Source organism: Shouchella patagoniensis, from assembly GCF_002019705.1.
Lineage (GTDB): Bacteria > Bacillota > Bacilli > Bacillales > Bacillaceae_D > Shouchella > Shouchella patagoniensis.
This window is the reverse complement of the sequence record NZ_MTIX01000006.1, coordinates 1-11,421: the sequence shown is the minus strand read 5'-3', so window position 1 is coordinate 11,421 and position 11,421 is coordinate 1. Positions and strand designations below refer to the sequence as shown.

Annotated in this window: 14 protein-coding genes; 8 read left to right on the top strand and 6 right to left on the bottom strand. The window is 35.3% G+C overall.

All coding sequences use genetic code 11. The features are described from left to right. The first annotated feature begins 476 nt into the window (after positions 1-476). Entirely contained in the window at positions 477-842 is a 366-nt protein-coding gene (locus BK584_RS24040; RefSeq protein WP_078395891.1) for a hypothetical protein, read from the top strand. Positions 843-921: 79 nt separating this feature from the next. Beyond that, positions 922-1,170, top strand: coding sequence for a hypothetical protein (locus tag BK584_RS24035; RefSeq protein ID WP_078395889.1), 249 nt, complete (start codon positions 922-924; stop codon positions 1,168-1,170). 47 nt (positions 1,171-1,217) lie between these two features. Here BK584_RS24035 and BK584_RS24030 read toward each other — a convergent pair whose 3' ends face one another. Then, the gene (locus BK584_RS24030) at positions 1,218-2,075 is read right to left on the bottom strand and encodes a hypothetical protein (RefSeq protein WP_078395887.1); all 858 of its coding nucleotides are present in this window, start codon (positions 2,073-2,075) and stop codon (positions 1,218-1,220) included. A 388-nt stretch (positions 2,076-2,463) separates the two neighbouring features. Between BK584_RS24030 and BK584_RS24025 the strand changes: the two genes are divergently transcribed. The 4 genes from BK584_RS24025 to BK584_RS24015 all read left to right on the top strand — a co-directional run bounded on the left by BK584_RS24025 (position 2,464) and on the right by BK584_RS24015 (position 6,135). Continuing rightward, positions 2,464-2,844: a DUF722 domain-containing protein gene (locus BK584_RS24025; RefSeq protein WP_078395885.1), complete on the top strand. Its 381-nt coding sequence runs from the start codon at positions 2,464-2,466 to the stop codon at positions 2,842-2,844. A gap of 107 nt (positions 2,845-2,951) precedes the next feature. Then, positions 2,952-3,401 carry a phage holin family protein gene (locus BK584_RS24020; RefSeq protein WP_078395883.1) on the top strand — a complete coding sequence of 150 codons (450 nt, stop codon included), beginning with the start codon at positions 2,952-2,954 and terminating at the stop codon, positions 3,399-3,401. Between the two features lie 247 nt (positions 3,402-3,648). Next, on the top strand, positions 3,649-3,738 hold the full coding sequence (locus BK584_RS25455) for a hypothetical protein (RefSeq protein WP_367579332.1): 90 nt from the start codon (positions 3,649-3,651) through the stop codon (positions 3,736-3,738). A gap of 90 nt (positions 3,739-3,828) precedes the next feature. Next, a complete protein-coding gene (locus BK584_RS24015) occupies positions 3,829-6,135 on the top strand; it encodes a glycoside hydrolase domain-containing protein (protein ID WP_078395881.1) in 2,307 nt (768 codons plus the stop codon). A 31-nt stretch (positions 6,136-6,166) separates the two neighbouring features. On the opposite strand, the gene BK584_RS24010 is transcribed toward BK584_RS24015, so the two are convergent. From BK584_RS24010 to BK584_RS23995, 4 genes are all read right to left on the bottom strand, one after another. Further along, positions 6,167-6,412 carry a hypothetical protein gene (locus BK584_RS24010; protein WP_078395879.1) on the bottom strand — a complete coding sequence of 82 codons (246 nt, stop codon included), beginning with the start codon at positions 6,410-6,412 and terminating at the stop codon, positions 6,167-6,169. 38 nt (positions 6,413-6,450) lie between these two features. Continuing rightward, positions 6,451-7,020, bottom strand: a complete 570-nt coding sequence (locus BK584_RS24005) for a hypothetical protein (protein ID WP_078395877.1) — start codon at positions 7,018-7,020, stop codon at positions 6,451-6,453. A gap of 620 nt (positions 7,021-7,640) precedes the next feature. Then, the gene (locus BK584_RS24000; protein ID WP_078395875.1) at positions 7,641-8,477 is read right to left on the bottom strand and encodes a hypothetical protein; all 837 of its coding nucleotides are present in this window, start codon (positions 8,475-8,477) and stop codon (positions 7,641-7,643) included. Between the two features lie 548 nt (positions 8,478-9,025). Beyond that, complete coding sequence (locus BK584_RS23995) at positions 9,026-9,733, bottom strand: helix-turn-helix domain-containing protein (RefSeq protein ID WP_078395873.1); 708 nt, start codon at positions 9,731-9,733, stop codon at positions 9,026-9,028. Positions 9,734-9,968: 235 nt separating this feature from the next. Here BK584_RS23995 and BK584_RS23990 point away from each other — a divergent pair, with 235 nt between their 5' ends. Together BK584_RS23990 and BK584_RS23985 are read left to right on the top strand one after the other, a co-directional pair. Beyond that, positions 9,969-10,577 carry a DUF3990 domain-containing protein gene (locus tag BK584_RS23990; RefSeq protein WP_078395871.1) on the top strand — a complete coding sequence of 203 codons (609 nt, stop codon included), beginning with the start codon at positions 9,969-9,971 and terminating at the stop codon, positions 10,575-10,577. Continuing rightward, positions 10,555-10,806 (top strand): hypothetical protein, encoded by a 252-nt coding sequence (locus BK584_RS23985; protein WP_078395869.1) that lies wholly within the window; start codon positions 10,555-10,557, stop codon positions 10,804-10,806. Before BK584_RS23990 ends, BK584_RS23985 begins: the two co-directional genes overlap by 23 nt. Positions 10,807-10,853: 47 nt before the next feature. Here BK584_RS23985 and BK584_RS23980 read toward each other — a convergent pair whose 3' ends face one another. Beyond that, complete coding sequence (locus tag BK584_RS23980; RefSeq protein ID WP_078395893.1) at positions 10,854-11,417, bottom strand: tyrosine-type recombinase/integrase; 564 nt, start codon at positions 11,415-11,417, stop codon at positions 10,854-10,856. Positions 11,418-11,421: the final 4 nt, after the last annotated feature.

Sequence of the window (11,421 nt, the reverse complement as noted above, 5' to 3'; positions counted from 1 at the left end):
ATTAAAAACAACATGTAATCCCGTTCAGAACAATACCGGCGTAAGGACCATTTCATATCTTCAATTTGCTGTAGCGATCGTAACGGCTGCACATTTTTTATTTCATCTTTTTTATTCATATTTACCCCCCTTCAAAATTTGAACCCCCCCCTGAACTCTGTGGATAAAGTTAAACGCGTATCGTAGTTCAGTAAGATAAAAATTCAAAACCTTATATATCAACGATTTGAATGTAACATTTTATTTGTAAGTTTATTATATCACAGAAAAACAAAAAAAGGCTTATTTTAAGCCTTTTTCAATGTAACATAATAACTATTATGTTACATTGAAAAATATTGTATAAAACATACTTAGGTCATGATGCCAAAAAATACATGTTTGTGTAAACATTGTATTTTTCTACGCCTAATTTTACCTAAAATAGATCTACGAAACAGTTAATTGTTTCTATTAAATATAAAGGAGAGATTTTTATGGCAAGTATTTATCGCACTTATCAGCGACGACAACATGGTGGAGGAAATATCATGAGACCTATTAATACAGCTATCACTTATGCTGTCTCCTCTCACAACAACATCCCAGTATCGGTTTGGGGTTGTGGTCCCTGCATGGCAACTTGTGTAGACGTCGGAATTCGCCTACAACGTATGGTAACGTCCGCAGTTTATGAAACGGTAGGAACACGTTCAAATAAGCAGATTTGTAGTTATGGTTCTGCTCCTTCCCGTCGAGTAGATGAAACCTTTACTAATGTTCGGAAATCTGGGGCTGCAATGCGTGTTATTTGGAACTTAGATGGAATAAACTCCACATCGCCTCTTTTTTATCACGCTTAATTTCCGCCTAGATGTAATAGAATATTTTGCTGTCAAACACTCATAAAAAAATTAAAACAAAGATACTTTGGAGGGAAAAATGATTAATTTTAAAAAACAAGGTGATAAGCATATCCTTACGATCGAAAAAGAAGAGGTTTTAGTTGATGCAGAAAAAGTTTCAGAAAATCACTTTTTAGCAATCGTCAATTATTTGGATAAAGAAGACACCTTCCAAGAAGCTGAATTATTTTATCATCCGGAAGAACATGAAGTGAATAACTTCCTTGAGTCGATTAAAGAAGGAATTCAGTACAAATATAAATTAACAGAAGATCTTTTTAATTGAGTAAATAAAATCAATCGTGGGTAGCCTAAAGAGCTACCCACGATTGATTATTTTTTTGGCAATACCTCTTCTATACGTTTGATATTCATTGTTGCTGCAACAATATATTTATATGCCTCTTCATAATCATGATAACTAATAGAATCTGCAACCTGTAGGTATTGTCTTGTTTCAGCTGACCACATGTGTAGTTCATTATAGTCTTTTAGATAGGGTTCAATATATTCTAATTGTATTTGAATTTGATCGATCATGCTTTGTAAAGCTCCCCAACCTTTAGGTGTGGCATTCCCCTCTTGATCAACAGTATATAGTGAGTCATCTTGTAAATATTTATGTTCTTCTTCTGTTAACTCTTCTGGATAAAAGTCTACAAATTCACCGTTTGGAGATACAAATCCCTTGCCATCCACGTCATTCACTATAGCCATGAATAGACCAACAGATTGAGTCTCAAAGGGTTCTATAGGATCGTAAGTATTAGGGTCATACCCCCATATATTCGTACTAGTAGCCATATTCGTAGCATCATCAAAAATGAGATAGTTTTTGTAATAGATCTCTCCATCTGAAAAATTATGACTCGTGTCTACTTCTCCATTTTGCGAGAAATATTCTTTAGCTTCTTCAGGCATTAAACGACCTTCATCAGGGAGCTCAAATGTCTTGAAAAATGTTTCAATGTTACTGTAATCTTCTTCTTTTAATTGAGAATCTAAGCTAAATAAATCTCGCTCTACATTTTCCCAATCGTATGTGTAACCAAGTGTAATCGAAGTGTCGCTCCCTTGCTCCGCTGATGATTCAATACTATTTGATGTATTAGCATTCTCTTGATTTTTATCCTCTCCAGTACAACCTGTGACTACTAATAACAGTGGAATTAATACATAACTATATTTCATTTCTATTCCCCTTTTTTAATCTACTATTTTTCCAAATTCGCATAGCCGCGATATCACCTACATCCTACCATTTGTTTTAAATATCATAAAGTTTATTACTATTTAAACTATTTAAAATCAAGAAGAAATCTTCTTATCATGCTACAAGAATTTTAGTTCATGTAAACATGAAAATACCCTTTACCAGAACAATATAGCAGAGAAAAAACGATAAATAACTATTTTGCTTATCTATTAACAATGTGCAAATTTTGTGTTCATCAAGTTGAAATAACTGATAAATTAGTAAAACAAAAGGCCTACTTAGTTTAAAAGTATTTATTGATAAAAGGTAGGTGTTCGGTTAATATATAAGAACATACGTTCTTGTTTAAGGGGGAGAATATTTGTGAATTCTACTAAATTGAGACAGGCTACGATTAAGCATATTGAGAATGAGATAAGAGCTATAAAGGAAACCGAACAAGAAATTGATTACATGTTCGAAAGCAGTCACGATAGAGAGTTTATTTTTAAAAATAGAAATATTATGCCCTTGGTTTTTTTAAATAGAAGAGTAAGAAAAATGCAAGACATAGTGACTGTTATTAGAGAGACATTCGACGAATGTCCTAAGGATCAACAAAAAGTTATCGAATTAAGGTATTGGAGTAGAAAAAACTTAACTTGGGACGGGATTGCTATGGAATTATCTATGCATCGTAACACCGCTCACAATTATAAAAATGATTTTATAGATCTAGTAGCAAAAAAATTAGGTTGGATGTAATAGTCAAACGTTATGCGATTTGGTAGGTCGCACAAGTTACATTGAATGCAAATAAAAAAGATCTAGCAGGCTGCTAGATCTTTTTTATTCATTAAGGAGTTGGATATATGGAAAGTATATATAAGATAGTTTTCAGTCTGACAGCCTCAATTTTTAGTTTTTGGATGGGAGGGTGGGACTTATTGATTCAATATTTGGTTATATTTGTCGTCCTTGATTACGTCACTGGAATGCTCAAAGGTTTTAAGCGAAAGGGACTCTCTAGCAATATAGGTTGGAAAGGACTTTTAAAAAAAGTTGCGATTTTTGTGGTGATAGGTATAGCTCATGGGATTGACATCCTGTTATTGGATGGAGTACCCGACAATCTAGCAGGAGAAAGCTTTCCAACACTAAGAACTCTTGTTATTTGGGCTTATATTATAAATGAAATTATATCAATTCTTGAGAACATCGAAGAAAGTGGAGCATACGTGCCTAATCCTTTAAGAAAAGCATTAAGACACTTAGACAAAAACACTAATAACTCTTTCAGTAGTAAGGAGGAACAAGAATAAAAGTAGAACAAAGTTTCATTCCTAAAACAAATACAAATCGTCCAGGAACAGACGTAGAACTCTGTGTTAACAAAGATGGAAACTTTTCATTTCTCAATAAAATTCCAGGTAGTAACGAGACCCATACTGAGGAAAATCTACACGGAAAAACTTTAACCGTTAAAGCGCACTCATTATGGGTATACGATCAGCCTAATTGGAGTAGTAGATACGCGATTGTTAATAAAGGAGAGGAGAGGTATTTACCATTGATGATCAAATAACTGTCAATGGTTCTAAGATGTATAAACTAAAGAGTGGTCTGTACATTACAGCGAATAATAAGTATGTTTCCTAAAAACCAAAAAGATGTGTAATTCTTGTACGAATACCACATTTTAAAGATTTATAGTTTAAATGGAAATGTATTAATAGGAGGTATAATGCTATGAGTAATGTTGATGAGCGAGTATTAGAAGTTCAAAAGTGGGTCAATCTTACGTTTGGATTTAATCCTAACTTTGGAGAATTGGCCCCTGAAACAGGACGCACGGGCTGGTCGACTATGTATGCTCTGACTAGAGGACTTCAACTTGAAATCGGGATTGCAAATCCAGTAAATGCGTTTGGACCTGCTACTTTAGCGGCTTGTCCTACATTGAGGCGTGATGCTCAGGGTATTCTTGTAATGATCTTACAAGGAGCAATGTGGTGCAAAGGTTATAGCCCCGGTGGTTTTAACGGCACTTTCGGACCAAATACAGAATCAGGGGTCAAAAGAATGCAAGAAGACGCCGGTCTTAATCCTGATGGAATTGTGACACCTCGCGTATTCCAAGCTATGTTAAACATGGACGCTTATGTAGAGGTAGGTATTAATCCAGACTCTCGAATCCGTCAAATACAACAACATCTTAATCGTAATTATTATCAAACCACCGGTGTCTCTCCTGCTGATGGACATTACACAAGAGATACTAATATTGGTTTAATTTACGCTCTACAATTAGAAGCTAATGTCCCAGGAGCAAACGGTAGATATGGCCCGGGGACCATCGCGGCTACACCTACTATTGCTCCAGGTAGTACAGCTGGAAATTTCATTCAATTGATTCAATTTTCACTTTATGTAAATGGTCATTATAACGGCAGTTTTAATGGTGTCTTCACTGGAACTATGGAGGAATCCGTACGATCATTTCAAGAGTTCTCAAAGCTGCCTGTTACAGGTATTGTGAACCTCGATACATGGATGCAATTGCTAGTGAGTACAGGAAATCCAGAACGAAAAGGTCAAGCAATTGATACATCAGAGACTTTAACTTCTGCAAAAGTAGAAACACTTTTAAATGATGGTCGACGTACAGCCGGACGTTATCTGACAGGGTCTTACGCCTTAACGCCTCCGGAGTTACAAACTTGCTACAGGTTAGGATTGAATGTATTTCCAATTTATCAGCGAGGATCTAACCGTCTATCTTACTTTTCTTTTAATCAAGGGATAAATGATGCTAGAGAAGCAGTACAAGCAGCTGCGGGATTAGCGTTTCCTTATGATACCATTATCTATTTCACCATAGATTTTGATATATATGACCATCAAATAGATACCCATATATTCCCTTATTTTGACGCAATAAAAATGGAAATGGACTCTATGGATAATCCTTATAGAATAGGAGTTTACGGTCCTAGAAATGCTTGTAGTCGAGTATCGAAATCTGGATACAGTGTAGCGAGTTTCGTCAGTGGAATGTCTACAATGTTTACCGGAAATATAGGACATACGCTACCAGAAGATTGGTCATTTAACCAAGTCAAAGAACATTTCATTGGTAGCGGAGCAGGTAGACTAGCTATTGATAATAATATTGCATCTGGATTAGACTGGGGGGCAAATAAACAAGATCCTAATGTTACAGTTCCGCCAACAGAAGGAAATGCACGTAATCAACCATTTTTTGATATATTAGATGAAATTACGCAATTCGCATTTGAATTCCATGGTGGTGGATCTGGATCGCAGCTTGTAGCAAACAAATCTGTTTTAAATTATTTAAGACACGAAAACTATACCGGGCCAGCTTGGACATTTGTTGCTGGTAGCTTAGCAAATAATTTCATTACTGAAGCTGTAAATAGATTTGGTAAACCCTCTACACTCCCAAGGTTATATGATCCAGGAACAGGTGTAGACTTAGACTTCCCACATTTATTTGCAACAATGGATGCAATTAGATATCAGGGCAGTTTAGCTATCACACCTGACAATTTCTTAGCAGATTACGGTGGTTGGGTTGGCGATTTAATTACAGTCTTTGGAGATGCTAAGAATCGATTGGATGCAGGTGATTTCAGCTCTATTTATTTAGCTTCTAGGCATCTAATTGGAAACCACTCAGAAGGCACCTTCCCGATCGATGATCTCTTTGCTGATATGGATGCCATTAACATTGCTCATTCACTAGGAAATCAAGGTTGGTCAAGTTCTATTTCAAGAGCAGTTCGAAATTATTACAATGTTGGTTATCAAAGACGATTTAAGGCTGCTGCTAGAAATAGGTTCGATAATGACCGTGAACAATTCTATAATTTAGGCATGTTTTATCTTAATCCATTAAACCCTGTAACAGCGGTGTCAACTGGGTTTTTCGCCCAAAACTTCGGAGTACCTACCCCTACAACTAGTGAAGCAAATGAAGTTTGTCGTGCATTTTATGATGTAGTTGCTTTATACCTAGATCAAGAAGTTTAAAACAAAAAGCTGACACTTTGTCAGCTTTTTGTTATTTAACTTTTTTCCAAAAATAGGTAAATACCCATACAATCAAGGCGCTCGGAATACTAATAATTGCATATAAACTAAATTCTTCCATCGGCAAAACATGTAGTATAACAAATATTGAACAACCAATAGATGGATAATAAATGTACTCTTCCTCGTACTTCGCAATTATGAAAGTTAACGATATACCAATAATTAGTATATACAAGGGCATACCAGCAAGCCATAAAGACTCAAACGTGCTCAAAATGACCATCCTCCTTCAACATTGATACAAACAATTTCTTATTTGTTTCTTTTAAATAATTTCCGAAAGAAACTTAAATCCTGTTTTTGTTCTTGATCAAATGAGGTTTCCTTTTTTCCTTCATTCAAAGATCGACGCATTTCTGAAATCATTTGCTGATCCCGACGTTCAATAACATCATTCATACGTCGATCAAATGCTTTAAACATAGCCTCTCGTTCTTCTTCGATTGCTTTCTTAACATGTTCTTCAACTGTTTCGCCTATAAAAGTCTGCAGTTCTTCCTTCGTAAACGCATAAATCTCATTGTTTTTATCCTTATTGCGAATAACGCTAAGCGTTTTTTCGACGTTTTCTTTGTCTTGAATTGTTTTATTAATAGTAGTTGCAATGCATTTTCCGGCGTTTTCGAGACTCTCATTATTAGCTAGAATGATTTTCATTTTGGATAACGCATCACGATCGCGTTCATAGAAGATGCGCTGTCCTCGTGTATTCCGCTCAAATTCATATCCGTTTTTTTCAATTTCAATTGCCCAACGTCTTAATGTGTTGGGATTTATTCCTATATGAAGTGCTACCTCTTTTGCTAGCAGTCCATATTCCATATACGTTCACCTACCGTTCACGATGCGTTTTTCTATATTCTACATGCGTTTTCTATTCCCTTTCAATTCTTAACTTTTGCAAGCCTTCATGCAGTCACTTATTTCACTCTAATTCTTTAAATTTTATTCTTATATTTCTTCTACTTATTGCTTAAAAGGGTATATAATAAAATATCTATAGGATCAAGCATGTTCTATAAAAACGTATCCGTTCGGGGGTACGTTTTTTTTATGTATTATCGGGCGTTGCAAGAGAGGCCAGGGTATGGGACAGAGTCCCATGGTTTTTATCGCGTTTTGTCTGTCATACTATCTATCCGAACGAGTTGAACTCAGGCAATCATCGGTTTGTCGCTCGGTCGGCACACTAAAGAAGACAGACAAATGGTCAAAAGAGCAAGGAGAAAAGGTGGAGATTTTTGCGTAGGCAAAAATACAACCTGTTCCTTGTCGTTGACCAAGCTTTTTATCCTTGCAACTAAGTAGCTTAAGAGAATGACCTTTCATTCTTTTGTAATTGGCTTCTAAAGGGTTAATTGTACGTGTCCTTAGTTTATATAGGTTTGGTCAAAAAGAAGTCTCATACGGCAAATATGAGCTTATGAGACGATGTTTTTTAACTAGCTAATGTCTTGATAGAGTATTTTTGTTAGATTTTCGTAATCTTGGTCCAATTTTTTCTTTAGAACACCAGTAAAATAAGCGATTGGATTCCTTGTTCGCGCTCGTTCGATTTTTCTTCGTGTGATTTGTAAGGCTTGTACAGCGATCATTTCCATGTTCATTTCTTTGACTAATGGTTTTGGCACATCGGTTGTTTGAATTTCAACCATACGCCAGTATTCTTCCACTAATTGAGCTGTTGCTTGTTCTTTAAATGTGTTTTTCATGATTTGAATAAAAGAAACAGGAACGGACTGACGTGCAAATGTTGCATCTAATGCTTGTCCTCTTTTACGTATATAAGATTTTGTCTTATTAGTTTTAAAATAACCAGTTTCGCTTCCCGATTTCACGGTTGGATCGCTTACGTACGTAGAAGATCTTTCGTTTTCACGGTGTGTCAATTTTCTCGAATGCGGTGTGTCAATTGGTTGAAAAACATACACATTATGTCCTTGGCCGCCACGCTTCCGCTGCGTATTTTGTACCTGAATCGCTCCGAATTGTTTCGCTTTTTGAAGCATCCGAAAGAAGGTAGATCGGCTCACCCCGTAACCATTTTGTTTCTCATTTATGACTTTTAACAATGTGCCGGCTTTTGCATTGGCTACCCCTCTAAATTTACACATGTACTTCGTTAAACGCATAAACGCAATGTATTCCCCTTTTGAAAACCTCTTTTTGTGTTCCGCCAAGAACATTTCTACTGCCGAATTAAAGTCTTTAAGCGTTGTAAAGTTGCTTAAGTTTTTATATTGATCAATGTGTCCTGATAGTAATGTGACGTTGTTCATCATTTCGCCTCCCGTTGGAGGGCAACAAAAAAGCACCTACCTTCCCCCAAAATGGAGAAAAACAGGTGCTTTTTTATAAAAACATACTTGAACCTTTTGACTAAATTAGGTACACTTTGGGTAACTAATATTAGTAGAAAAGAGAACCTTAGTATGCGTTTAAAAAATGTTTTTCTCTAGTGTCGTAGAGAAGAATGTTCTAAGGGTGTTGGTAGCACCGCTTAGTCCACGTGTATGAGGTTCTTTTTTTATGCCCGAATCACTTATGTAATGGTTCAATTATAAATCTAGTAAACTCATTAAACAACAATAAAATGAAAATTTCTCCAATAATCTTGTTAAAAGTTCAACAAAAACGCTAGGTAAATAAAAATTTACCTAGCGTTTTTGTTATGGATCCCGAAGGGCAAGTTCGCTATGCGAAGACAAAAAAACAGAAGCTTATAAGCTTCTGTTTTACCCATCAACCCATGTAGTGGGTGTAAATGGGCACTATGTACACATATTGCCCATTTTAAAAATGTCTCCAGAGTATATTAAGGTAATTATTACATAGTTTTTTCGTCTAAATATCTCATTAAATAATTATAAATCACCTGTACATTTTTGGTACTTCTTTGAAGTGGAGAATCAATATCAAAATTGTCAAATCTGATATCTCTTTTTATAAGACCATCTCTAAGTATTTTAATCTCATTGGTGTCAAAATTGTAGAAGCAAGAACAAAGAAACTCAGAACCTTTTTTAGAAACTTGTATAAATGTGAAGTCTTTTAAACTGTAATTTAACATCAATCCAAACGAAGGTGTATATTCAAAATTCTCTTCTATGTGATCGAACACATCTCGAGAAGTATTCTTTTCATTCTCTACTTCATAGAAAGAAAATCCATAAGGTTTTAGAAAGGTATTTGCTTTCATCATAATCCCTTTTTGACCTCTAAAAACCAACCCTAACTCTTCCAATTCCTTAAACCAATTTGCAATAGTTCTAGGGTCTTTATCGAAAAAGGAGCCAACTTGTTCTAAACTATACCAACTCTCCCCTGTATGATATTTTGCATGGAAACCTAAAAACAAATAAAGCTTCAGAGCTCCTCCACTAATGTCTTTTAGAAAGATGTGCTTAAAATCGGTAGGGATCATAAAAAAAGGTTTATTCAATTCTTGTAATTCATTTCTCCACTTCATAAACTCATTTCTGTGTTTTTCGAAAATTTCATTCTTTTTCTCTTTTTCGTATGAAAAAAAATTCATTTTAACCTCTCCTAATAAATATTGTTTCTTTTTTGTTTATTTAGTTCTACCATAACAGCATTTTTTTTCATTCTTTTATTCTTATATACTTATATTCATATTAAGCTTCTAGCGCATTTTTCATTCTATACTTACTATGTAAGTATAGAATGAAAAATGCGCTAGAAGCTACAAAAAATTTTTTTTTTGTAAAATAAAGAAAAGGAACTATTTATTTAGATGGGACGGTCTTAGAATGCGCTTATCAGAGATAATATTCAATGATAAGTATCGTGACGAAACAGAGCTTATATTCTTTCATGGTACGTGTACAAAACATCTCATTTCTTTTACTAAAAATGGTGTAAGAATCCCTAATACGAATAAAATTAAAGACTTTGGTCAAGGATTTTATTTAACTAGTAGATATTGGCAAGCACGCGAATACGCTAACAAAATGGCAAAAGGTAGTCGTACATCCCCCCTAATTATTTCATGTGTCATTCAGCTGGGATCGTTACGTAATACAAATAGAAAATTAATTATTGATGATTTCAATGAAGAATGGTTGGAAACCATTATAAGAGGTCGTTTTACTCCCATAAATCCACTCAAAAACCATTTTGACTGGGTTTATGGGAGATGTGGGGACAACAATACTCCTGTTTTTGAAGAACATTATAGAAAAAACGATACAAATTCAGATCTAAAAACACTTTTGCCTCATATTATACCTAACAAGCGTTTCCCACATTATGAGTATGATCAACTATGGCTGGGAACAAATAAGGCGATTAAATGTATCCAATCTGTGGAATTCATAAGTAAGGAGGGGTTAAACTATGATCCAATTCCAATTCTCTAACAATCATGAAATTGAAAACTACATTGGCCAGATGATAGAGTGGCTTTCGCGCGATCTTGATTTATCGCACGAAGATGTACTGCACTTTTTTGAAGAGCATAAATCACAAGTTACAGGATTGTTCTCCCCCTATCCAGAAACAATTTTTCATGATGATCCTGCTAAATGGGCAGAAATTCTAGCCACTAGCTGGGGCTTGATTCAAGAGCGTGAAATAGAGTTCGTTTAAACACTGCTGATTTTTATACCAGCAGTGTTTTTATATCTTCAGTTCATTCAAAGCTTAAAAGCACGAAGGTTATGTTCAAGCTCTTCTTCTAAAATTCCAATATAACGCAACGTAATTTTGGGATGCGTATGATTTAAAATCATCTGCAATTCGGCCACGTCTTTGAATTGTTTGTAGTGCCAATAGCCAAACGTTTTGCGCATAGTATGTGTGCCAATCCCTTCCGGGATGTCGGCCATGTCTGCTGCTTTTTGTATTTGTCTGTATGCCTGAATGCGCGAGATTGGTTGGTCCCCTTTTCGACTAGGAAAGAGCCAACCAGAAGACGATAAAGTCATCGCATAAGACGAAATGTCTTCATAAATGTTTGTTAAGTAAATTGTACGCGGCTTTTTTGTTTTCCCTTCACGAACGGTTACTTTCTTTTTTTTGCTCACATCAGATACTTTTAATCGCAATAAATCCCCCACACGAAGACCCGTATTAATACCAATTAAAAACAACATGTAATCCCGTTCAGAACAATACCGGCGTAAGGACCATTTCATATCTTCAATTTGCTGTAGCGATCGTAACGGCTGCACATTTTTTATTTCATCTTTTTTATTCATATTT

Coding starts and splice junctions, on each gene's coding strand:
- BK584_RS23990 (WP_078395871.1), top strand. CDS start 9,969: ATGCGCTTATCAGAGATAATATTCAATGATAAGTATCGTGACGAAACA.
- BK584_RS24030 (WP_078395887.1), bottom strand. CDS start 2,075: ATGAAATATAGTTATGTATTAATTCCACTGTTATTAGTAGTCACAGGT.
- BK584_RS23985 (WP_078395869.1), top strand. CDS start 10,555: ATGATCCAATTCCAATTCTCTAACAATCATGAAATTGAAAACTACATT.
- BK584_RS23995 (WP_078395873.1), bottom strand. CDS start 9,733: ATGAATTTTTTTTCATACGAAAAAGAGAAAAAGAATGAAATTTTCGAA.
- BK584_RS24040 (WP_078395891.1), top strand. CDS start 477: ATGGCAAGTATTTATCGCACTTATCAGCGACGACAACATGGTGGAGGA.
- BK584_RS24005 (WP_078395877.1), bottom strand. CDS start 7,020: ATGGAATATGGACTGCTAGCAAAAGAGGTAGCACTTCATATAGGAATA.
- BK584_RS24000 (WP_078395875.1), bottom strand. CDS start 8,477: ATGAACAACGTCACATTACTATCAGGACACATTGATCAATATAAAAAC.
- BK584_RS23980 (WP_078395893.1), bottom strand. CDS start 11,417: ATGAATAAAAAAGATGAAATAAAAAATGTGCAGCCGTTACGATCGCTA.
- BK584_RS24015 (WP_078395881.1), top strand. CDS start 3,829: ATGAGTAATGTTGATGAGCGAGTATTAGAAGTTCAAAAGTGGGTCAAT.
- BK584_RS24020 (WP_078395883.1), top strand. CDS start 2,952: ATGGAAAGTATATATAAGATAGTTTTCAGTCTGACAGCCTCAATTTTT.
- BK584_RS24035 (WP_078395889.1), top strand. CDS start 922: ATGATTAATTTTAAAAAACAAGGTGATAAGCATATCCTTACGATCGAA.